Source organism: Amycolatopsis sp. YIM 10 (assembly GCF_009429145.1).
Lineage (GTDB): Bacteria > Actinomycetota > Actinomycetes > Mycobacteriales > Pseudonocardiaceae > Amycolatopsis.
The window spans coordinates 2244407-2265119 of sequence record NZ_CP045480.1; the positions used below are offsets into that span (position 1 = coordinate 2244407).

Annotated in this window: 19 protein-coding genes; 9 read left to right on the top strand and 10 right to left on the bottom strand. The window is 70.2% G+C overall.

All coding sequences use genetic code 11. The features are described 5' to 3' along the window. Nucleotides 1-15: 15 nt before the first annotated feature. On the bottom strand, nt 16-1590 hold the full coding sequence (locus tag YIM_RS11125) for a sodium:solute symporter (protein ID WP_153030280.1): 1575 nt from the start codon (nt 1588-1590) through the stop codon (nt 16-18). Between the two features lie 9 nt (nt 1591-1599). After that, nucleotides 1600-2811 (bottom strand): anhydro-N-acetylmuramic acid kinase, encoded by a 1212-nt coding sequence (locus tag YIM_RS11130; protein WP_153030281.1) that lies wholly within the window; start codon nt 2809-2811, stop codon nt 1600-1602. Between the two features lie 106 nt (nt 2812-2917). Between YIM_RS11130 and ftsY the strand changes: the two genes are divergently transcribed. After that, nucleotides 2918-4447 carry a signal recognition particle-docking protein FtsY gene (gene ftsY, locus YIM_RS11135; protein WP_194240310.1) on the top strand — a complete coding sequence of 510 codons (1530 nt, stop codon included), beginning with the start codon at nt 2918-2920 and terminating at the stop codon, nt 4445-4447. Nucleotides 4448-4569: 122 nt separating this feature from the next. Next, nucleotides 4570-5064 carry a GNAT family N-acetyltransferase gene (locus YIM_RS11140; protein ID WP_153030283.1) on the top strand — a complete coding sequence of 165 codons (495 nt, stop codon included), beginning with the start codon at nt 4570-4572 and terminating at the stop codon, nt 5062-5064. On the opposite strand, the gene YIM_RS11145 is transcribed toward YIM_RS11140, so the two are convergent. Beyond that, nucleotides 5051-5812 (bottom strand): IclR family transcriptional regulator, encoded by a 762-nt coding sequence (locus YIM_RS11145; RefSeq protein WP_153030284.1) that lies wholly within the window; start codon nt 5810-5812, stop codon nt 5051-5053. The genes YIM_RS11140 and YIM_RS11145 overlap by 14 nt on opposite strands. A gap of 54 nt (nt 5813-5866) precedes the next feature. Between YIM_RS11145 and aceB the strand changes: the two genes are divergently transcribed. Genes aceB through dctA form a run of 3 tightly spaced genes read left to right on the top strand, consistent with a single transcriptional unit; the run spans nt 5867 to nt 10001 of the window. After that, entirely contained in the window at nt 5867-7444 is a 1578-nt protein-coding gene (gene aceB / locus YIM_RS11150; RefSeq protein ID WP_153030285.1) for a malate synthase A, read from the top strand. Between the two features lie 4 nt (nt 7445-7448). Next, a complete protein-coding gene (locus YIM_RS11155) occupies nt 7449-8660 on the top strand; it encodes an aldolase/citrate lyase family protein (protein WP_153030286.1) in 1212 nt (403 codons plus the stop codon). A 45-nt stretch (nt 8661-8705) separates the two neighbouring features. After that, the gene (gene dctA / locus YIM_RS11160) at nt 8706-10001 is read left to right on the top strand and encodes a C4-dicarboxylate transporter DctA (RefSeq protein WP_153030287.1); all 1296 of its coding nucleotides are present in this window, start codon (nt 8706-8708) and stop codon (nt 9999-10001) included. Here the strand turns inward: dctA and YIM_RS11165 are convergent. After that, nucleotides 9974-11422, bottom strand: coding sequence for a PucR family transcriptional regulator ligand-binding domain-containing protein (locus tag YIM_RS11165; RefSeq protein ID WP_153030288.1), 1449 nt, complete (start codon nt 11420-11422; stop codon nt 9974-9976). The genes dctA and YIM_RS11165 overlap by 28 nt on opposite strands. 122 nt (nt 11423-11544) lie before the next feature. Between YIM_RS11165 and YIM_RS11170 the strand changes: the two genes are divergently transcribed. From YIM_RS11170 to YIM_RS11185, 4 genes are read left to right on the top strand one after another with little or no spacing between them, the layout of a single operon-like run. Then, nucleotides 11545-12426, top strand: coding sequence for a xanthine dehydrogenase family protein subunit M (locus tag YIM_RS11170; protein WP_153030289.1), 882 nt, complete (start codon nt 11545-11547; stop codon nt 12424-12426). After that, on the top strand, nt 12417-12887 hold the full coding sequence (locus tag YIM_RS11175; RefSeq protein WP_153030290.1) for a (2Fe-2S)-binding protein: 471 nt from the start codon (nt 12417-12419) through the stop codon (nt 12885-12887). The genes YIM_RS11170 and YIM_RS11175 overlap by 10 nt, the downstream gene beginning before the upstream one ends. Beyond that, on the top strand, nt 12884-14239 hold the full coding sequence (locus YIM_RS11180) for an 8-oxoguanine deaminase (RefSeq protein WP_153030291.1): 1356 nt from the start codon (nt 12884-12886) through the stop codon (nt 14237-14239). The genes YIM_RS11175 and YIM_RS11180 overlap by 4 nt, the downstream gene beginning before the upstream one ends. Next, complete coding sequence (locus YIM_RS11185) at nt 14236-16464, top strand: molybdopterin cofactor-binding domain-containing protein (RefSeq protein ID WP_153030292.1); 2229 nt, start codon at nt 14236-14238, stop codon at nt 16462-16464. Before YIM_RS11180 ends, YIM_RS11185 begins: the two co-directional genes overlap by 4 nt. Nucleotides 16465-16511: 47 nt before the next feature. On the opposite strand, the gene YIM_RS11190 is transcribed toward YIM_RS11185, so the two are convergent. The 6 genes from YIM_RS11190 to uraD all read right to left on the bottom strand — a co-directional run bounded on the left by YIM_RS11190 (nt 16512) and on the right by uraD (nt 20674). Next, nucleotides 16512-16982 (bottom strand): hypothetical protein, encoded by a 471-nt coding sequence (locus YIM_RS11190; RefSeq protein WP_153030293.1) that lies wholly within the window; start codon nt 16980-16982, stop codon nt 16512-16514. A gap of 119 nt (nt 16983-17101) precedes the next feature. Beyond that, a complete protein-coding gene (locus YIM_RS11195) occupies nt 17102-17650 on the bottom strand; it encodes a TetR/AcrR family transcriptional regulator (RefSeq protein ID WP_153036911.1) in 549 nt (182 codons plus the stop codon). A gap of 39 nt (nt 17651-17689) precedes the next feature. Continuing rightward, nucleotides 17690-19000, bottom strand: a complete 1311-nt coding sequence (locus YIM_RS11200; protein WP_153030294.1) for a nucleobase:cation symporter-2 family protein — start codon at nt 18998-19000, stop codon at nt 17690-17692. Beyond that, complete coding sequence (gene pucL / locus YIM_RS11205; RefSeq protein WP_153030295.1) at nt 18997-19869, bottom strand: factor-independent urate hydroxylase; 873 nt, start codon at nt 19867-19869, stop codon at nt 18997-18999. The genes YIM_RS11200 and pucL overlap by 4 nt, the downstream gene beginning before the upstream one ends. 2 nt (nt 19870-19871) lie before the next feature. Further along, entirely contained in the window at nt 19872-20186 is a 315-nt protein-coding gene (gene uraH / locus YIM_RS11210; RefSeq protein ID WP_153030296.1) for a hydroxyisourate hydrolase, read from the bottom strand. Further along, nucleotides 20183-20674: a 2-oxo-4-hydroxy-4-carboxy-5-ureidoimidazoline decarboxylase gene (gene uraD, locus YIM_RS11215; RefSeq protein ID WP_153030297.1), complete on the bottom strand. Its 492-nt coding sequence runs from the start codon at nt 20672-20674 to the stop codon at nt 20183-20185. Before uraD ends, uraH begins: the two co-directional genes overlap by 4 nt. Between the last annotated feature and the right edge of the window lie 39 nt (nt 20675-20713).

Below are 20713 nucleotides of genomic sequence, written 5' to 3' on the forward strand. Positions count from 1 at the left end.
AGCCACCTTCGCGTGCTAGGCGGCCTCGTCCACAGGAGCCGAAGTGGCCTCCGTGGCCTTCGGGTCCGGTGTGGAATGCCGCAGTGACAGCAGACCGCCGACGACCAGGGTGATGATCACCCCGGCGAGGGTGTACCACGGGAACGCCAGTGCCACGTTGTTCCCGCCCGCCTTGCTGAAGTCCACGCCGAGCAGCGCACCGCTCGCCTTGTCGAACTTCACCCCGAGGATCACGAACGCCATCACCAGCACGGTGACCACGAAGGCGGCGATCGCGTCCGGCTGCCGCGCCTTCTTGAACAGCAGGCCGAGCAGGAACGCGCCGAGCAGCGCGCCGTAGGTGTACCCGGTGATGCCCAGTGCCTGCACCACGATCGGGTCGCTGGTCGAGGTGAACGAGGCGAAGAACCCGGCGAACACGATCAGGATCCCGGCCCAGATGATCGTCCAGAGGCGACCCTGCCTGAGCCGTTCCTCATCGGACAGTTGCCTGCCGATGACCCGTTCGTACACGTCGGTGACCGTCGAGGAAGCCAGCGCGCCGAGCGAGGAACTCAGTGCGGCGGCGAGGATCCCGGCGATCACGAAGCCCGACAAGCCGCTGGGCAGCTCGGTCACGATGTAGTTCGCGAACAGTTCGTCGTTCGTGTTCAACCCGAGCTGCTTGACCGGGTCGAGTCCGTTGTAGAACGCCCACAGCATCACGCCGATGAACAGGAACAGCGCGAACTGCAGGAACACCACCACACCCGAGGCGATCAGCGCCTTCTGCGCCGCGCGCAGATCGTTCGTGGCCTGGAGGCGCTGCACGATCAGCTGGTCCGAACCGTGCGAGGCCATCGACAGCACCGCACCACCGATCACCGCGGTGATGATGGCGTACTGCCCGGTCAGCGGATTGGACGAGAAATCGAGCAGCTGGAACTTGTTCGCGTCGACGGCCTTCGAGAACCAGCCGTCGGGCAGGTTGGCCGCCAGCACCCAGATCACCACGATGCCGCCGAGCACGTACCAGAGCATCTGGATGGCGTCGACCCACACCACGGCGCGCACTCCGCCGAAGAAGCTGTAGATCACCATCGCGATGCCGAGCGCGATCACGATCGCCCAGTACGACACGTTCAGGCCGTACGCGCCGAGCACCACCTTGACCGGGATCGCGGTGGCGAACAGCCGGATGCCGTCGGCCGCGGTGCGGGTGAGCAGGAAGGTCACCGACGCGGTGCCCTGCAGCCCGCTGCCGAACCGCTTGCCGAGGAAGGCGTACGCGGTCACCAGGTTGCCCGCCACATACCTGGGCAGCAGCACGAAAGAAACCACGATGCGACCGAGGATGTACCCGATCGCGAGTGACAGATAGGTCATTCCGCCCGCGCCGGGCGTTGCTATGTAGGCGACCGTGGGCACCGACAACACGGTCAGCGTCGACGTTTCCGCCGACACCACCGAGAGACAGGCCACCCACCACGAGATCTTGCCCTCGCCGACGAAATAGTCGTTACCGGACTTCTGCCGGCCGCCGATCACGATGCCGAGTACCGGCATCCCCACCAGAAAGATCGCGATTATCGCGAGGTCGACTGCGCGCATTGACATCTCCTACCGTGTTTTACCCCGCGGCGCTATACGCAAACGGGTAATGACCGCGGGCAAAGGGGGCGGAAGTGCCGCCGGGTGCGCACCGGGCGTGATGCTGCCGAGCAGTCGCGGGCCCGCGGCGCCGGTGGCGCTCGGCAGGTTCGCGGGTTGCCCGTGCCAGGTCAGCCAGCCGAGCAACGCGGTCAGGTAAGCCTCTTTGGCCGCCCTTGGCAGGCCGAGTTCGTCGCTCGTGCGGAGTTCGGCGGTGAGCCTCGCGGCGAGTGCGCGCATCAGCGCCGGGTTCTCCACGCCACCGCCGGAAGCCACCACCGTGCCTGCTTCGTGGCGGGCGCATTCGGCGGCGATGGTGGCCGCGGTCAGTTCGGTGAGGGTGGCGAGCAGATCCTCTCCGGAAAGGGTGAGATCACCAATGTGAGTGCGCAGGTAATCGGTGTGGAAATGTTCCTTGCCGGTGCTTTTCGGCGGGGGAGCGGCGTAGTAGGGATCAGTCAGCAGCCGGTCCAGCAGTCCGGAGTGGACACGCCCGGCGGCGGCGAGGCGCCCGCCGAAGTCACTGCGCTGCCCGGCCACCTCGGTGGCGGCCAGGTCGAGCAGCGCGTTGCCCGGTCCGGTGTCGTAGGCGAGCGCGCCGGTGTCCGCGCGCACCACGGTGATGTTGGCGATGCCACCGATGTTGAGCCCCACCGCTGCCTTCCCGCTGTCTTCGGCGAGGCCGCGTAGCCAGAGCTGGTCGAGCGTGCTGGCCAGCGGCGCACCGTGCCCGCCCGCCGCGACGTCGCGGGCACGCAGGTCGGCCACCACGGGCAGGCCGGTGCGTTCGGCGATCCACGCGGGCTGGCCGAGTTGCAGCGTGCCGCGCGCCCGTCCGTTCTCGACCCAGTGGAACACCGTCTGCCCGAGCGAGGCGATCAGGTCGGCGCCGCCCGCGAGGTCGACGCCGGTCGCGGCCGCTTCGGCGAACGACTGGCCGACCAGCGTGTCCAGCCGGGTGAGTTCCTCCGCGCTGCACGGGTTCGGCGGCAGTGCGCCGAGCAGTCGCTCGCGGAGTTCTTCGGGGTACGGGATTTCCGCCTCGGCGATCGGGGTCAGCGCCACAGCGCCGTCCTCGCCGTCCTCGGCGCACAACCGGGCGGCGGCCACGTCGATGCCATCGATCGACGTGCCCGAGATGAGCCCCACGACGGTGAGGGGCTCGCCAGAACGAGCAGTCACGGAGCAGTGGTCTAGTCCTTGTCGCGGCCGGCGCGCAAGCGGAATCGTTACTTCTTGTCCAAACCGAGTTCACCTCGGTGGAGGCTTGGCCTGGGCGCGGGGGCGGATGGGGCCCGACGTCGCTGGATGCGAGGATGGCCGCGTGTCGAGCAACCTCTGGTTCTGGATCATCGTCGTAGTCGTCGTGGTGCTGGCGGTCGCGCTGGTCGCCGGGCTGGTCATCGCGCGCAAGCGCAAGATCAGCCTGACCGAGGCCGACAAGGCTGCGCAGGTCGACAAGGGCAAGCCGAAGGGCGGCGGGTACCAGGCGGGCGGCGGCATCGCGCTGGCACCCGGCGGCGAGAAGACCGAAGAGGAACCGCCGCACCCGGCGGGGGAGCGCACCGAGGTCGACGGGCAGCCGGGCGTCGGTGACGACGCCTCGGTGCCGCGGGACGCGCCGCGCCGCGGGATCGTCGACGTCGGCCTGCCCGACGAAACCGAAGCCGAAGCAGAGGGCGACACCGACACCAAGCCCGGGACCGAGGCCAAGGCCGCGCCCGAGGCCGAGCCGCGGACCAAGCCGGGGACCGAGGCAGGGGCGAAGCCCGAGGCCAAGGCGCAGGCCAAGACTGAAACCAAGCCCGAGACCGAAGCCAAGGCGCAGGTCAAGCCTGAGGCGAAGGTCGAGCCGGAACCCGCGCCTGAGCCGGTTGAGGAGATCGCGCCTGCCACCGGGCGGATCGAGCGGCTGCGTGGCCGGTTGTCCAAGTCGCGCTCGGCCTTCGGGCAGGGGTTGCTCGGCCTGCTCGGCGCCGGTGACCTGGACGAGGACTCCTGGCAGGACGTCGAGGACACGCTGCTGGTCGCCGACCTCGGCGCGGCGACCACCACCGAGATCGTCGAGAAGCTGCGTTCGGAGCTGTCCGTGCGCGCGGTCCGCACCTCCGAGGACGCCCGGGCCGTGCTCCGCGAGGTGCTGATCGAGGCGCTGGCGACCAAGGGTGATCGTGCGGTGCGCGCGCTGCCGCACGGCACGGGCGAAAACAAGAAGCCCGCGGTGGTCCTGGTCGCCGGGGTGAACGGCACCGGGAAGACCACCACCACCGGCAAGCTCGCACGGGTGCTGGTGGCGCAGGGCCGCGACGTGCTGCTCGGTGCGGCGGACACCTTCCGCGCCGCCGCCGCCGACCAGCTGCAGACCTGGGCCGACCGCGTCGGCGCCGAGGTGGTCCGCGGCAAGGAGGGCGCCGACCCGGCCGCGGTCGCCTTCGACGCGGTCAAGCGCGGTACCGACGCCGGGGTGGACACCGTGCTGATCGACACGGCCGGCCGCCTGCACACCAAAACCGGCCTGATGGACGAGCTGGGCAAGGTCAAGCGGGTGGTGGAGAAGCAGGCCAAGGTGGACGAGGTGCTGCTCGTGCTCGACGCCACCACCGGGCAGAACGGGCTGATGCAGGCCCGCGTGTTCGCCGAGGTGGTGGACGTGACCGGCATCGTGCTGACCAAGCTGGACGGCACCGCCAAGGGCGGCATCGTCTTCCAGGTGCAGCGCGAGCTTGGGGTGCCGGTCAAGCTGGTCGGCCTCGGTGAGGGCGCGGACGATCTGGCCCCGTTCGAGGCCGGTGCCTTCGTGGACGCCCTGCTCGGCTGAAATCCGGATGCCCGGCCCGCGTGGCCGGGGCAGAATGTCCGCCATGCCTGGTTGACGCACTTCCCGTGCCCCACCTCCTCGACGGTTCGCCGCATCCCGCAACCGCTTCGAGGAGACACAGAATGAACATCGAACTACGCCGCCTCACCGGCGACGACGCCCCGCGCGTCCGCGAGATCCTGGCCACGCCCGAGGTCTCCACCTGGTGGGGCGATCCGGACGAGGAAACCGCCGAGCTGATCTCGCCGGAGGATCCGGACACCACCACGTACGCCATCGAGTTCGAGGGCGCCGTGGTCGGCGTCATCCAGAGTTCGGAGGAACCGACGCCCGGTTACCGGCACGCGGGCATCGATCTCGCGGTGCACCCGGACTGGCACGGCCGCGGCATCGGCACGGCCGCGATCCACCGGCTGGCCACGCACCTCATCGAAGAACGCGGCCATCACCGGCTGACCATCGACCCGGCCGCCGAGAACGAGCGGGCGATCGCGGTCTACCGCAGGCTGGGCTTCCGGCCGGTCGGCGTGCTGCGCCAGTACGAGCGGCGCCAGGACGGCACCTGGCGCGACGGCCTGCTGATGGACCTGCTCGCGCCCGAACTCACGACGCCATGATCCGCGCCGAAAGTTCCTTCGCCACCCGCTGAACCGCGGGCGCGATTCGCGAGACAGCCTCCTTGGTGAGCCGCCCCTCCGGGCCGGACACCGACACCGCGGCGGGGGTCGGCGTGCCGGTCAGCGCGACCGCCACGCACCGCACGCCGATCTCCTGCTCGCTCTCGTCCAGCGCGTAGCCCTGCCCGGCCACCTCACGCAGGTGGTCGAGCAGCGTGTCCGGGTCGGTCAGGGTGTGCGTGGTGTACGCGGGCGTGCCGGTGCGCGCGAGCAGCGCGCGGACGTCGTCGGCGGGCAGTCGCGCGAGCATGGCCTTGCCGACCCCGGTGCCGTGCGGCAGCAACCGCCTGCCCACCTCGGTGAACATGCGCATCGAGTGCTTCGACGGGACCTGGGCGACGTAGACCACCTCGTCGCGTTCGAGGATCGCCAGGTTCGCCGTCTCACCGGTCTCCTCGACCAGTTCCGCGAGCAGCGGCCGGGTCGCGGTGCCGAACTGCACCCCCGCGTGTTCACCCAACCGGATGAGCCGGGCACCCAGTGCGTACCGGCGATTGGTGTGCTGCCGGACATATCCGAGGTCGAGCAGGGTACGGATGAGCCGGTGGATCGTGGGCATCGGGAGGCCGGACGAGGTGGCCAGCTCGGAGAGACTTGCCTCACCCCCGGCGTCGGCCAGGCGTTCCAGCAGCTCAAAGGCCCGCTGCAGCGACTGCACACTGCCGGGCCTGCGTTGAGTTTCCGCCATGCAGAAACTATAGTCCGCAAAATAGAAAACGTCTCCAAGTTGGGGTGTTCACACATGTCTGAAGTTCGTGTTCTCGGAGATTCCGTCGAAGGCGGCGAGGAGATCCTGACGCCCGAAGCGCTGGAATTCCTCGCCGGTCTGCACGCTGCCTTCGCCGCTCGCCGGGACGAGCTGCTCCAGGCCCGCCGCGTCCGCCGCGAGGAGGCCGCGCGCACCGGCAAGCTCGACTTCCTGCCGGAGACCGCGCACGTGCGCGAGTCCGACTGGAAGGTGGCCGTCGCGCCGCCCGCGCTGCGCGACCGCCGGGTGGAGATCACCGGGCCGACCGATCGCAAGATGACCATCAACGCGCTCAACTCCGGGGCCAAGGTCTGGCTGGCCGACCTCGAGGACGCCAACACCCCGCACTGGCGCAACGTGGTCGGCGGGCAGGTCAACCTGCGTGACGCGATCCGCGGCGACATCTCGCTGAGCACGCCGGAGGGCAAGAGCTACCAGCTGCGCGACGACGTCGAGCACGCCACCATCGTGGTCCGCCCGCGTGGCTGGCACCTCGACGAGCGCAACCTGGAGTTCGACGGCCGCGCCGGGGTGGGCGCGCTTGTCGACTTCGGCCTGCACTTCTTCCACAACGTCCGCGCCCTGCTGGCCGACGACAAGGGCCCGTACTACTACCTGCCGAAGATGGAGAGCCATCTCGAGGCGCGCCTGTGGAACGACGTGTTCACGCACGCGCAGAAGGAACTCGGCATCGAGCACGGCACCATCCGCGCCACCGTGCTGATCGAGACCATCCCGGCCGCGTTCGAGATGGAGGAGATCCTCTACGAACTGCGCGAGCACGCCTCCGGGCTGAACGCGGGCCGCTGGGACTACCTGTTCAGCGTGATCAAGTACTTCCGCGACGCCGGCGAGAAGTTCGTGCTGCCGGACCGCAACAGCGTCACCATGACCGCGCCGTTCATGCGGGCCTACACCGAGCTGCTGGTGCGCACCTGCCACAAGCGTGGGGCGTTCGCGATCGGCGGCATGGCCGCGTTCATCCCGAGCAAGGACCCCGAGGTCGCCGAGAACGCGTCGAAGAAGGTCCACGCCGACAAGGCGCGCGAGGCGAACGACGGGTTCGACGGTTCGTGGGTGGCGCACCCGGGCATGGTCGGGCTGTGCAAGGAGGAGTTCGACAAGGTGCTCGGCGACAAGCCGAACCAGCTCGACCGCACCCGTGACGAGGTGAGCGTGACCGCGGAGCAGCTGCTCGACGTGGCCTCCACCGAGTGCGGCGCGACCGCGGCCGGGCTGCGTGGCGCGGTCGACGTCGGCGTCCGCTACATCGCCTCCTGGCTGGGCGGGAACGGTGCCGCCGCGATCCACAACCTGATGGAGGACGCGGCCACCGCGGAGATCTCGCGGTCGCAGCTGTGGCAGTGGGTGCGCAACGGCACCCAGCTGGACAACGGCCAGGTCGTGACCCGCGAGCTGGTGCGCGAGGTGCTCGGCGAGGTGCGGCAGGAGCTGACCGCGGTGATCCCGGACGACCTGCTCAAGGAAGCGGTCGAGCTGTTCGAAGAGGTCGCGCTGGCCGAGGAGTTCGTCGACTTCCTGACCCTGCCCGCCTACGAGCGGATCAAGTAGCGCGATGGCACAGGGGCGGCTCTCCGAGGACGTCTACGCGAACATCGACGCCCGCCTCGCCGAGGTGGACGCTCGTGTCGCCGGGTTGTACCCCGGTGAGCCGCCCGGCCGTCAGCCGGTGCACACGGTGTACGTACCGGCCGGGCGGTTCACCGCCGACCTGGCCGCGCGGTGGGGTGAGCAGGCGCTGACCGTGCTGGCCGAGCACGGTCCACTTGAGACAGATGACGCGGTCGTGGAGCGGGTGCGCGCGAAGCTCGCCGCCGAGCCGATCGAGGACCTGCGGATCGACTTCGAGGACGGTTACGGCCGTCCTGACGACAAAACCGAGGATGCCGACGCGCGCGCGGCGGGTGCCGAACTGGCCGCGTCGGTGAAGGACGGCCAGGCGCCCCCGTTCACCGGGATCCGGTTCAAGAGCTTCGAGCAGCCGACCCGGCGGCGCGGGATCCGCACGCTGGACCTGTTCCTCGGTGGGCTGCTCGACGGCGGCGGCCTGCCCGAGGGGTTCGTGGTGACCTTGCCGAAGGTCACCGCGGTCGAGCAGGTGGAGGCGTGCGCCGCGGTGCTGGAGCAGCTCGAACCCGCGTACGGCCTGGCGGCCGGGGCGCTGCGGTTCGAGGTGCAGGTGGAGACGGCGCAGTCGATCCTCGGTGAGGACGGCACGGTCGCCGTCGCCCGGATCATCCAGGCGGGCGGCGGCCGGATCACCGGACTGCACTACGGCACCTACGACTACAGCGCCGGCCTCGGCATCAGCGCCGAGTACCAGAGCATGGAGCACCCGGCGGCCGACTTCGCCAAGGGCTTCATGCAGGTGGCCGCCGCCGGAACGGGCGTGCGGCTCTCGGACGGTTCGACGAACAAGCTGCCGGTGGGCGACCGCGGAACCGTGCGCGCGGCGTGGCGTGAGCAGGCGCGGTTGATCCGGCGGTCGCTGGAACGCGGCTTCTACCAGGGCTGGGACCTGCACCCGCACCAGTTGCCGAGCCGGTACGCGGCCACCTACGCCTTCTTCCGCGAGGGGTTCGAGCCCGCCGCCGCCCGCCTGCGGAACTACGCGGCGCGGGCCGAGGGCGGTTTCCTCGACGAACCGGCGACCGCGCAGGCGCTGGCGGCCTACCTCTGCCGTGGCTTGGACTGCGGGGCGATCGGCGAGCCGGAACTGACCGATTTGGACAGAGCGACGCTGGATCGGTACGTCCGGCGGGCGTAACCGCGAGGGAACACGCCCGGAACCTCCGAACCCTAGGTTGCGTTCATGACCGACGTCGAGAAAGTGGAACCGGCGGCGAAGAAGAAGCGCTGGTACACGTCGCTGTTCTTCCAGATCATCGTGGCGGTGGTGGCCGGGGTGCTGCTCGGGCACTTCTGGCCGTCCATCGGCGCGGAACTGAAACCGGTCGGCGACGGCTTCATCCGGCTGATCAAGATGATCATCGCGCCGCTGATCTTCTGCGTGGTGGTCACCGGCATCGCCGCGGTCGGCGACGTCAAGGCGGTGGGACGGCTCGGCTTCAAGGCGATCCTGTACTTCGAGATCGTCACCACCTTCGCGCTGCTGTTCGGCCTGCTGGTGGCCAATCTCGGGCAGCCGGGTGGCGGACTGCACATCGATCCATCCACTTTGGACGCGTCGGCGCTGGACGCGAAGACCCAGGGCGGGCACCTGCCGTCCACTTCGGAGTTCCTGCTGGAGACCATTCCGGAGAGCGTGGTCGGTGCGTTCGCCGAGAACACCCTGCTGCAGGTGCTGTTCTTCGCCGTGTTCTTCGGGCTGGCGCTGGCCGTGCTCGGGCGGGAGAAGGCGCCGCTGGTGCTGGGGTTCGTCGAGCAGGTGCAGCTGGTCATCTTCAAGGTGATGGGCTGGGTGATGCGGGCCGCGCCGCTGGGTGCGTTCGGCGCGATGGCCTTCATCATCGGCCAGTACGGCATCGGCACGCTCGGCACCTACGCGAAGCTGATCCTGGCCTGTTACGCGGCGGCGGTGCTGTTCGCGCTGATCCTCGCGGCGATCGCGCGGTTCTACGCGGGCGTGCCGATCTGGCGGTTCGTGCGTTACGCCCGCGAGGAGTTCCTGCTGGCGCTGGGTACCGCGTCGACGGAAGCGGTGATGCCGCGCATCATGACCAAGCTGACCGACGCGGGCTGCTCACGGGCGGCGACCGGATTGGTGGTGCCGACGGGTTACTCGTTCAACCTGGACGGGGCGACGATCTACCTGTCGATCTGCACGGTGTTCCTGGCGCAGGCGTTCGATGTCGACATGTCGCTCGGGCAGCAGCTGGTGGCCGTGGGCATCCTGATGCTGACTTCGAAGGGCATGGCGGGCGTGCCGGGCTCGTCGTTCCTGGCACTCTCGGCCACGGCCGCCGCCATCGGCGCGTTCCCGGTGGCCGGGGTCGCCCTGCTGCTGGGCGCGGACCGCCTGATGGACTCGATGCGGGTCTTCGTGAACCTGCTCGGCAACTGCGTCGCGACCTTTGTGGTGGCGAAGTCGGAAGGGCAGTTGGACCGGGAGAAGATGGGTCAGCTGCTGATGCGCAACGCCAGGTAGACGTCGACCTGGTTGGTGAAGTCGGTCAGGTCGAGGCCCAGCAGTTCGCCGGCCCGGCCGATCCGGTACCGCAGGGTGTTCACGTGGATGTGCAGTGCTTTCGCGGCCACCGCCGGCGAGCCCGACGACTCCAGGAAAACGCGCACCGTGTGCACGAGGTCGCTGTGCTGGGCGGCGTCGTAGTCCAGCAGCGGGCCGAGCACCCGTCGCCGGAGGGCGGTGCGTAGTTCGTCCGAGACGCCAGCCAGCACCAGCCGGTGCACGCCGATCTCCTCGCCGGGCACCACTGCCACGCGGTCCTCGCGGTTCGCGCCGACCTCCAGCGCGTGTGCGGCTTCCTCCAGTGCGCCACGCACCCCGGTCAGCGCCGCCGGGCCGCCGACGCTGACCAGCACCCGGTCCGCCGCCAGTGCGGGCTCCACTGTGGACAGAGCGCGGGCGGCGGCCGACGCCCAGTCGTCCGGCCAGCCGTCGGTGGCGACTAGGGCGCAGGAGTCCTCACCGAACCGCCCGCGCAGCACGCGCAGCGGATAACCGGCGAGCAGCTCGTCGAGCAGGTCACCGGCGACCGCCTCACCCACGGTCCGGGTGAGCACCACGCGGACCCCGGTGTCCGGCGGCCAGCCCGCCGCGGCGAAGGCCTCCCCGAGATCACCGCCGCTGTTCAGCCCACGAAAGAGTGATCTTTCCACCTCGGACTGCCTGGCCGGGGTGCGCAACCGGCCGACCAGCGCGGCCACCTCGGCGGCGATCTCGTGCTGCTCGGTGGTCCAGTGCCCGGAGCCACCGGTCACCAGCGCCCACGGCACGGTGAAGCCTTCACCGGCGGGCAGCACGGTGTGCCTGCTCTCCACCGCCGCGCCCATGCTGAACGCGGCCGCCAGCGGTTCGGCCTCGGGCAGCAGCAGGCCGGTGCCGGCGACCACCCGGCCGGTGCCCGCCAGCACCCAGCACGGCACGCCGAGTTCGGCCGATCCCAGCCGCAGCAGCTCCGGCAACGGCAGCTCGGCCGCGTGCGCGGGCAGTCTGCCGGGCGGGGCGTCGCGGTCGGCGGCCAGTGCCAGCACCACCCGCTCGACGATCACCGCGAAGGACAGGTCGGGCGGCACTTCGAGCAGCGGGATGCGGTGGCGTTCGCAGGCCTGGACCAGGTCGTCGGGAATGCCGCCGGAGTCCGCGCCCGAGGCGGCCAGCGCCGCCGTGCCCGCACGCGCCAGCGCCGCCACGAACGGTTCGGCGTCACCGGGCGCGCGCCACCACAGCAGGCCGGTGAGCACCAGTTCGCCCGCCGAGAGGTAGCGGCTGGGGTCCGGCAGCTCGGTGCCGTAGACCCGGGTGACCCGCCGGTCGAGCAGGTCGGCGCCGCCGCGCAGGCGCAGGCGCAGCTCCGGCAGCTCCAGCAGAGTTTTCACCACGGTCATAGGCTTCGTAGAAAACCACAACATGCCGGTGTTTCGCTCACGGAGATTCGTGGCAGGCCACCGTTGCCGAGCCGTTTCGCCCGCTGTCTACTGGTGTATCCACCAAGAAGGGGACGATACTAGTGGAATTCCTGCGTCCGGCCACGCTGGCGGAGGCGCTCGCGGTGAAGGCCGAGCGGCCCGCCGCGGTGCCGATCGCCGGGGGCACCGACGTGATGGTCGAGCTGAACTTCGACCACCGCAGGCCCGAGGCGCTGCTGGATCTGACCGGGATCACCGAGCTGGGTGAGTGGAGCGTCGCCGACGGGACCGTCCGGCTCGGCGCCGGCGTGCCGTACACGCGGCTGATCGAGCAGCTGGGCAAGCGGTTGCCGGGACTGGCGATGGCCGCCCGCACGGTCGGCTCCCCGCAGATCCGCAACCGCGGCACGGTCGGCGGCAATCTCGGTGCGGCCTCCCCCGCGGGGGACACCCACCCGGTGCTGCTGGCCACCGGCGCCACCATCGAGGTGGCTTCCGTGCGCGGGACCCGGCTGATCGCCGCCGAGGACTTCTATCTCGGGGTGAAGCGCAACGCGCTGGACGCCGACGAGCTGATCACTGCGGTGAACCTGCCCGACGCCAAGGCCCCGCAGCAGTTCTCGAAGATCGGCACGCGCAACGCGATGGTGATCGCGGTGTGCTCGTTCGGTCTCGCGCTGCACCCGGAGCAGGGGCGCGTCGGCGCGGCGATCGGGTCGGCGGCGCCGACCCCGCGCCGCAGCCGGGCCGCCGAGGACTTCCTCTCCGGCGAGCTGACCGACGCCGGGTTGTGGGAATCGCCGGGACCGCTGCGGGATTCGGTGTGCCGCCGGTTCGGCGAGCTGGTGGCCGAGGGCACCGAACCGATCGACGACGTCCGCGGCAGCGCGGCGTACCGCAGGCACGCGTTGTCCGTGCTCGCGCGGCGCACGCTGACCTGGGCGTGGCAGGAATACCGGACAGGGGAGCGTTCATGCGCGTGAACATGACCGTCAACGGCGAGCAGCGCCAGGCCGACGACGTCTGGGAGGGCGAGAGCCTGCTGTACGTGCTGCGCGAGCGGCTGGGCCTCCCCGGCTCCAAGAACGCTTGTGAGCAGGGCGAATGCGGTTCGTGCACGGTGTACCTGGACGCGGTGCCGGTGTGTGCCTGCCTGGTCGCGGCCGGGCAGGCCGATGGCCGCGAGGTGCGCACGGTGGAGGGCCTGGCCGACGGCGACCACCTCGATCCGGTCCAGCAGTCCTTTGTGGACGCGGGTGCGGTGCAGTGCGGGTTCTGCACCCCGGGGCTGGTGGTGGCCGCGCACGACCTGCTGGCCAGGGTGCCTCAGCCCGCCGACGAGGAGATCCGTGAGGCACTGGCCGGAAACCTCTGCCGCTGCACCGGGTACGAGAAGATCCTCGACGCGGTGAAGCTGGCCGCGAAGCGAGGGGCGAGCGCATGAGCCGGATCGCGATCCAGGGTGTCGCGGTGTCCACTGTGGATGCCGACGGCACCGAGCACCTCGACGGTCACGTGGTCGTGGAGAACGAGCTGATCACCGCGGTGGGGCCGGGTTCGGCGCCGCCCGGCGACTACGACGAGCGCCTCGACCTAGGTGGCCTCGGCCTGGTCACGCCGGGCTTGGTGAACACCCACCACCACCTCTACCAGTGGGCCACGCGCGGGCTCGCCGCCGATTCGACGCTGTTCGAGTGGCTGGTGGAGCTGTACCCGATCTGGGGCAGGCTCGACGCCGACATCACGCACGCGGCCGCGACCGCCGGGCTGGCCAAGCTCGCGCTGTCCGGCTGCACCACCGTCGCCGACCACCACTACGTCTTCCCGTCCGATGCCGGTGACCAGGTCGAAGCGCTGGTCGCGGCCACCGGCCGGATCGGGGTCCGCAGCCACATCGTGCGCGGCTCGATGGACCGCGGCGAGTCCGACGGCGGCCTTCCTCCGGACAACCTGGTCGAGGACACCGACGCCGCGCTGACCGGCACCGAGCAGGCGATCGACCGGTACCACGACACCTCGAAGAACGCGCACGTCCGGATCGCGGCCGGGCCGTGCTCGCCGTTCACGGTCAGCCGCGCGCTGATGACCGGGGCCGCCGAACTGGCGCGCCGCAAGGGCGTCCGGCTGCACACCCACCTCGCCGAAACGCTCGACGAGGAAGAGCAGTGCCTGGCCGAAGAGGGCTGCACCCCGGCCGAATACGCGGACGACATGGGCTGGCTCGGTGACGACGTCTGGCTCGCGCACACCGTGCACCTGGCGCCGGAAGCCATCGCGCGGATGGGCAAAACGCGGACCGGCTCGGCGCACTGCCCGACCTCCAACGGCCGCCTCGGCACCGGGATCGCGCCGGTGCGGGACCTGCTCGACGCGGGCGCACCGGTCGGACTCGGCGTGGACGGCGCGGCGTCCAATGAGGACGGTGGGCTCGGCATCGAGCTGCACGCGGCGCTGTTGCAGGCGCGCCAGCGCGGCGGGCCGAAGGCGCTGACCGTGCGCGAGGCGCTGTGGCTGGGCACGATGGGTGGCGCGCGCTGCCTCGGGCGGGAGTCGGAAATCGGCTCCATCGAGCCGGGCAAGCTCGCCGACCTGGTCATCTGGGACCTCGGCGGGCTGGACTACGCCGGGATCACCGACCCGGTCGCGTCGCTGGTGCTGGGCACCACGCCGACGCCGTACCGGGTGCTCGTCGGCGGGAAGACCGTGGTTTCCGGCGGGGCGCTGGAAACCGCCGACGCCGCGGTGATCGCCGGTGACCTGCGCAAGGCGAGCGCGCGGCTGCGGGAGGCGAGATGAGCACGTCCACGGAAGCCGTTCCCACCACCGAGGGCGGCATCGGCAGCAACGCGCAGCGCCCGGACGGCACGGTCAAGGTGCGCGGGGAGTTCGCCTATTCCTCGGACCTGTGGCACGAGGACATGCTGTGGGGCGCCACCCTGCGCAGCCCACACTCGTACGCGCGCATCCGCGGCATCGAGATCGGTGAGGCGCTGGCCGTGCCCGGGGTGTACGCGGTGCTCACGCACGAAGACGTGCCGGGCAGCAACGCCTATGGCCTGGAGCACGCCGACCAGCCGGTGCTCGCCGTGGATGTGGTGCGCTACCAAGGGGAACCGGTCGCCGTGGTGGCGGCGGACCACCCCGAGACGGCCCGCCGCGCGATGGACCGGATCAGGATCGACTACGAGGTGCTGGACCCGGTCACCGACGCGGAAACCGCGGTCGATGGCGCGGGCCCGCGGCTGCATCCCGGCGGGAACGTGGTGCGCCACGTGCCGATCCGCCGCGGCGACCAGTCGGCCGACGCCGCCGTGGTGGTCAGCGGGACCTACGAGGTCGGCATGCAGGACCAGGCCTTTCTCGGGCCGGAGAGCGGGCTCGCGGTGCCGGCCGAGGATGGTGGCATCGACCTTTTTGTGGCCACGCAATGGCTGCACGTGGATCAGCAGCAGATCGTCGCGGCGCTCGGGCTGCCGCCGGAGAAGGTGCGGCTGACCCTCGGTGGTGTCGGCGGGGCGTTCGGCGGTCGTGAGGACCTGTCGATCCAGGTGCACGCCTGCCTGCTCGCGCTGCACACCGGCAAGCCGGTGAAGATGGTTTACAACCGCGAGGAATCCTTCTACGGCCACGTGCACCGCCATCCCGCGCGGATGTACTACGAGCACGGTGCCGACGCGGACGGGAAGCTGGTCTACGTCCGGGCGAAGCTGTACCTCGACGGTGGGGCGTACGCGTCCTCGACCGGTGCGGTGGTGGCGAACGCGGCCACGCTCGGTGTCGGGCCGTACGACGTGCCCAACGTGACCGTCGACTGCTGGGGCGCCTACACGAACAACCCGCCGTGCGGGGCCATGCGCGGGTTCGGCGCGGTACAGGCCGGGTTCGCCTACGAGTCCCAAATGGACAAACTGGCCGAGGCGTGCGGGCTGGACCCGGTCGAGGTGCGCGTGCGCAACGCGATGAGCGAGGGCTCGGTCATGCCGACCGGGCAGGTGGTCGACTCGGCAGCCCCGGTGGCGGAACTGCTCGAACGCGTGCGGGAGATGCCGCTGCCACCGGAGACCACCTTCGACCTGCGGCGGATGCCGGGCGGCGTGTCCAACACGACGCACGGCGAAGGCGTGGTGCGTGGCATCGGGTACGGCGTCGGCATCAAGAACATCTGCTTCTCCGAGGGCTTCGACGACTACTCGACCGCGCGGGTGCGGCTGGAAGTGGTCGGCGGTGAGCCGTCGGCGACCGTGCAGACCGCGGCCTGCGAGGTGGGGCAGGGCCTGGTCACCGTGTTGCAGCAGATCGTGCGCACCGAGCTGGGCGTGGACAGGGTGACCGTGCTGCCGATGGACACCACGATCGGCAACGCCGGGTCGACCTCGGCGTCGCGGCAGACCTACGTGACCGGTGGCGCGGTGCGCGCGGCCTGCCTGGCGGTGCGGGCGTCACTGCACGAGCGCGTGGCGACTCCGCTGGTGGCCGACGTCAGCCTCGCGCAGGCGCTCGGGGACACGGTGATCGAGGAGACCGTCGAATGGCGGCACCGGCCGACCACCGCGCTCGACCCGGAGACCGGGGCCGGCACCGCGCACGTGCAGTACGGGTTCGCCGCGCACCGGGCGGTGGTGGACGTGGACACCGAGCTGGGACTGGTGAAGGTGGTGGCGCTGGACTGCGCGCAGGACGTCGGGCGGGCGCTGAACCCGCAGGCCGTGCTGGGCCAGATCCAGGGCGGTTCGGCGCAAGGGCTCGGGCTCGCGGTGATGGAGGAGATCCAGACCGAGGGCGGCAAGATCCGGAACCCGTCGTTCACCGACTACCTGATCCCGACCGTGCTGGACATGCCGCCGATGTCGATCGACGTGCTGGAACGCGCCGATCCGCACGCGCCGTACGGCCTGCGCGGAGTGGGGGAGCCGCCGACCATCTCGTCCACGCCCGCCATCGTCGCGGCGATTCGCGCGGCTACCGGCCTGGCATTGGAACGGGTCCCGGTGCGCCCGGAGCACCTGACCGTGGAGCGGTAGAGAACCGGTGTCCCAGCCCCACGGGCCGGGACACCGGTGCCGGGCGGTCAGGCCATCGGCGAACCCGGGATCTCCCGGTAGTTCACGGACCCCTCGGCGCGGGTCGAGCCGGGGTAGGTGATGGTCTTTCCGAAGCACACCGACCACGAATTCGCGCCGATCCCGGTCTTCGGGCAATCCCAGTCGTCCATCACCTGGTGGCCGGTCGGCCGGAACAGGGACACTGACGCGTTCGCCTGGTAGATGCTGGACCGGTTGTTGCGCACGATCACCGCCCCCTGCATGGAGTCCCCGCTCGGCGACTTCACCATGCAGGTCTGCGCGAGCACCGAGACCGAGACGGTCACCGTGGTACCGCACGTCCAGGAGCTGGAGCTGGAAGTGATCGGATTCTTGTTTCCGTAGGCATTCCAGGTGCCGGTCGCGGCCGCGGCGGGACCGGCGGTGGCCAGGCCGAGGCCGAGAACAACAGCGCTGATCGCTGTCGATACCGCGAGAAATCTTCGGGCGAACGACATCGCTGTTTCCCTTTCGTTAACCATGAATTATCATTCCGGTTGAATGGAACGGGTTCGAAACCGCGTTCAAAGAATGTGGGCAGGACTTTCATCCTGCTTTCATGGCGCGGAAAGTCGGCCTAGGCGGGCATGAGGGTCTTCGCGTAGGCGACGCAGGACGCGGAAGCGGCCTCCATCGGCTCGGTGTCACGCATGGCGCGGCACAGCACGAACGCGCCTTCCAGTGCGTTGATCACGGCGAAGGTGAGTTTGCGCGCGTCCGCTTCGGACAGGCCGAAGGCGGCGATGCCGCGTGTGCCCGCTTCGATCCAGGCGGTGAACACGTCGGAGGTGGCGATCCGCAGCTGCTCGTTCGTGCTGGCCACCTCCAGCGCCACGGTGGCGATCGGGCAGGCGTCCGCGTACCCGGTCTCCACCAGCATCTCGGCGGCCGCGGTGAAGAACGTCTCCAGGCCGGTGACCAGGTCGGGCGCCGGCGCGATCAGCTCGTCGAGCAGCGCGATGTAGGCCATGCCCGAGGTGCGGATGACCTCCTCGCCGAGCTGTTCCTTGCCACCGGGGAAGAAGTGGTAGAGCGAGCCGAACGGCGCGTTCGCCTCGGCCACGATCTGCTTCAGCCCGGTGCCGGTGTAGCCGTTGCGGCGGAACAGCTCGGCGCCGGCGGTCATGATCCGTTCCTTGGTGTTGCCCACCCGGCCAGGATACCGCTAGAGCGATCTATCCAGAGCGGGCTTCCGCGCGCGGTCGCCGAACACCAGGTTCAGCAGCACCGCCGCCACGCACCCGGCGCTGATGCCCGAGTCCAGCACGGTCCGCACCGCCGAGGGGAAGTGCTCGTAGAAGCCGGGCGCGGCGATCGGGATCAGCCCGATGCCCAGCGCCGCGGCCACCACCGCGATGTTCACCGGCCGCTCGAACGACGCCTTCGCCAGCGTCCGGATGCCGCTGACCGCGACGCTGCCGAACAGCACCAGCCCGGCCCCGCCGAGCACCGGCTGCGGCACCAGCGCCACGATGCCGCCCGCGACCGGGAACACCCCGAGCAGCACCAGCACCACGCCACCGGCCGCGACCACGTACCGGCTGACCATCCGCGTCAGCGCCACCAGCCCGACGTTCTGCGCGAACGCCGTGGCGGCGAACCCGCCGAAGACGGTGCTCGCCGCGGTGGCGATGCCGTCCGCGCGCAGGCCGTCGGCGATGGTGCGCGAGGTGGACGGCCGGTCCACGATCTCGCCGAGCGCCAGCATGTCCGCGGTGCTCTCCACCATGATCACGATCATCACGATGGCCATCGACACCACCGCGGCGATGTCGAAGGCGGGCGTGCCGAAGTGGAACGGGCTGGCGATGCCGAACGCCGGCGCCTCCGTCAGCGTCGCGGTGTCCACCTCGCCGAGCGGCCAGGCCAGCAGCGTGCCGGCGACCAGGCCGAGCAGCAGCGCGATCCGGCTGAAGAAACCCGGGAGGAACCGGGTGAACGCCAGCACCGCGATCAGCGTGACCCCGGCCAGCAGCAACCCCGACGGGGACGCCGAGTCCTGCTGGTTCGCGATCCAGCGCACCGCCACCGGCAGCAGCGAGACCCCGATCAGGGTGATCACCGTGCCGGTGACCAGCGGCGGGAAGAACCGGGTCAGCCGCGAGAAGAACGGTGCCGCGAGCACCATCAGCACCCCGCCGATGAGCGTGGCGCCGTAGACCACGCCGAGCGCGTTCTCACCGCCGTGCTGCTTCACGATCGCCAGCACCGGCGCGACGGTCGCGAAGGTCACGCCGTTCACCAGCGGCAGCCGGGCGCCGAACCGCCAGAAACCCAGTGTCTGCAACAGGGTCGCCAGCCCGGCGGTGAACAGGCTGGCGCTGATCAGCAGGCTCAGCTCACCGGGGCTCAGCCCGACGGCGGCACCGATGATCAGCGGGGGTGCCACGACCCCGGCGTACATCGCGGCGACGTGCTGGATGCCGCCCGCGATCAGTTGGCCTTTGGACGGAATGGCGTCAACGGGATGGGTCACGGGATGTCCACCTCGGCAGTCTCTCCGTCCCGCAGCACTGTGCCCTCGATCAGCCCGTACGGGCGGTCCGCGGCGAAGAAGACTTCGTTCTCGTTGGTCAGCCCGAACGGGCTCAGGTCGACCGGGAAGTGGTGCTTGTTCGGCAGCGAGAGCCGGATCTCGGCGATCTCGTCGCGGGCCAGCAGGACCGCCTCACCCATCGCGTAGAGCGTCTGCTGCAGGGAGAGGCTGTGCTTGGTGGCGAAGGTTTCGAGCAGGATGCGGCGGATCTCGCCGAAGGAAGTGGCCCAGTCACCGGAAGCCGAGCGGTGGCGCCAGCGGGCGGTGACCGCGGTGGCCAGGATGCGGTCGTCGGTTTCGGCCAGTGTTGTGTACTGGTCGCGGGGGAAGCCGTGGAACTCCGAGCCGGTGGATTTGAGCACCGTCAGCCCGGTCAGCCCGGAGATCACGACCGGCTCGTCGTCCTTGAAGGTGACCTCGGTGGTCCGGCGCTCGTCCCCGGAGCGGTGGAAGGAGTGGTCGTGGCCTTCACCATTGACGGTGATGCGCTGCCAGCCGTGTTCCTCGATCCGGATGCGCGCGCCGGTGATGTGGCTGAATTCGCCGGTGAAGTGCCGTCCGAGGCGCAGGGCGAAGTCCTCGATCTCACCGACCGGTTCCTGCTTGGCGAAGGCGTAAACCGTGTTCTTCTGCGTGTCCGTGGCGACCACGTCGGCGTTGTCGCCGGTGAGATGGGTGCGTTCGAGGTGTCCCCGGAGCGCGGTGGACACGGTGAGGTCGCGGAGATCGTGCACCGGGCCCGAGCGCCGCACGGTGACCATCCGGACTTCGGCTTTCCCGTACTGGTTGGGTCCCAGCGTGATTCCCACGGTCAGCTCCCGCGATAAGTGGAATAGGCGAACGGGCTGAGCAGCAGCGGCACGTGGTGGTGCGCGCCGGGATCGGTGATCCGGAAGGTCAGTGACACCTCGGGAAAGAACGCGTCCGGCCCGAGGTAGGCGCCGGTGTCGAAGGTGAGCCGGTACACCCCGGCGGGCAGGGTTTCCGGGCCGAGGTCGCGGATCCGGCCGTCGTCGTCGGTCCGTCCTTTCGCGACGATCTTGCCGTCGCTCTCCAGCACCACGTCGATACCGGGCGCCGGGCGGCCGGTGGCGGTGTCGAGTACGTGGGTGGTCACCAGGCTCATGCGACGGCCTTTCCCAAGCGCAGTACGGCGATCTTGCTCAGTTCGCGCCCGGCCACCGCGATCTCGTCGGCCGGGTCGTTGTCCATTCTGGACTTCAGGTCGGCGAGCAGCTCGGCACCGCTCCGCCCGCTCGCGCAGACCAGGTACACCCAGCCGAAGCGGTCCTCGTACGCGGCGTTCGCGGCCCGGAACTCGGCTGCCGCCTGATCGTCCACTCCGGACTGCTCGGACCGCGACCAGTCCGCCGAATTCCCTTGTCCGGCGGGCTTTTCGCCGATCCGCGGATGGTCCGCGATGGCGAGGTGGATCTCCTCGGTGGTGAGCGGGTCGGCCGCCTCGGCCGCGGTGTCCAGCAGGGACTCGCGATCGGCGAACGGTCGCGCGGCGAGCACGGCGTCGGCCCAGCGCGGTACCGCGAGGCAGGCCAGCAGCACGGCGCGTGCTTCGGCGGTGGTGGCTTCGTTGAACCCGGCCAGATCGACAGTCACGGGCGGCTCCCGGGTCGGGGCGATGTGGTTGGGAGACGG

Excerpts from the sequence above, each read along its gene's own strand:
- YIM_RS11125 (WP_153030280.1), bottom strand. The coding sequence starts at position 1,590 with ATGCGCGCAGTCGACCTCGCGATAATCGCGATCTTTCTGGTGGGGATG.
- ftsY (WP_194240310.1), top strand. The coding sequence starts at position 2,918 with ATGGGGCCCGACGTCGCTGGATGCGAGGATGGCCGCGTGTCGAGCAAC.
- YIM_RS11140 (WP_153030283.1), top strand. The coding sequence starts at position 4,570 with ATGAACATCGAACTACGCCGCCTCACCGGCGACGACGCCCCGCGCGTC.
- YIM_RS11145 (WP_153030284.1), bottom strand. The coding sequence starts at position 5,812 with ATGGCGGAAACTCAACGCAGGCCCGGCAGTGTGCAGTCGCTGCAGCGG.
- aceB (WP_153030285.1), top strand. The coding sequence starts at position 5,867 with ATGTCTGAAGTTCGTGTTCTCGGAGATTCCGTCGAAGGCGGCGAGGAG.
- YIM_RS11155 (WP_153030286.1), top strand. The coding sequence starts at position 7,449 with ATGGCACAGGGGCGGCTCTCCGAGGACGTCTACGCGAACATCGACGCC.
- dctA (WP_153030287.1), top strand. The coding sequence starts at position 8,706 with ATGACCGACGTCGAGAAAGTGGAACCGGCGGCGAAGAAGAAGCGCTGG.
- YIM_RS11165 (WP_153030288.1), bottom strand. The coding sequence starts at position 11,422 with ATGACCGTGGTGAAAACTCTGCTGGAGCTGCCGGAGCTGCGCCTGCGC.
- YIM_RS11175 (WP_153030290.1), top strand. The coding sequence starts at position 12,417 with ATGCGCGTGAACATGACCGTCAACGGCGAGCAGCGCCAGGCCGACGAC.
- YIM_RS11180 (WP_153030291.1), top strand. The coding sequence starts at position 12,884 with ATGAGCCGGATCGCGATCCAGGGTGTCGCGGTGTCCACTGTGGATGCC.
- YIM_RS11185 (WP_153030292.1), top strand. The coding sequence starts at position 14,236 with ATGAGCACGTCCACGGAAGCCGTTCCCACCACCGAGGGCGGCATCGGC.
- YIM_RS11190 (WP_153030293.1), bottom strand. The coding sequence starts at position 16,982 with ATGTCGTTCGCCCGAAGATTTCTCGCGGTATCGACAGCGATCAGCGCT.
- YIM_RS11195 (WP_153036911.1), bottom strand. The coding sequence starts at position 17,650 with ATGACCGCCGGCGCCGAGCTGTTCCGCCGCAACGGCTACACCGGCACC.
- uraH (WP_153030296.1), bottom strand. The coding sequence starts at position 20,186 with ATGAGCCTGGTGACCACCCACGTACTCGACACCGCCACCGGCCGCCCG.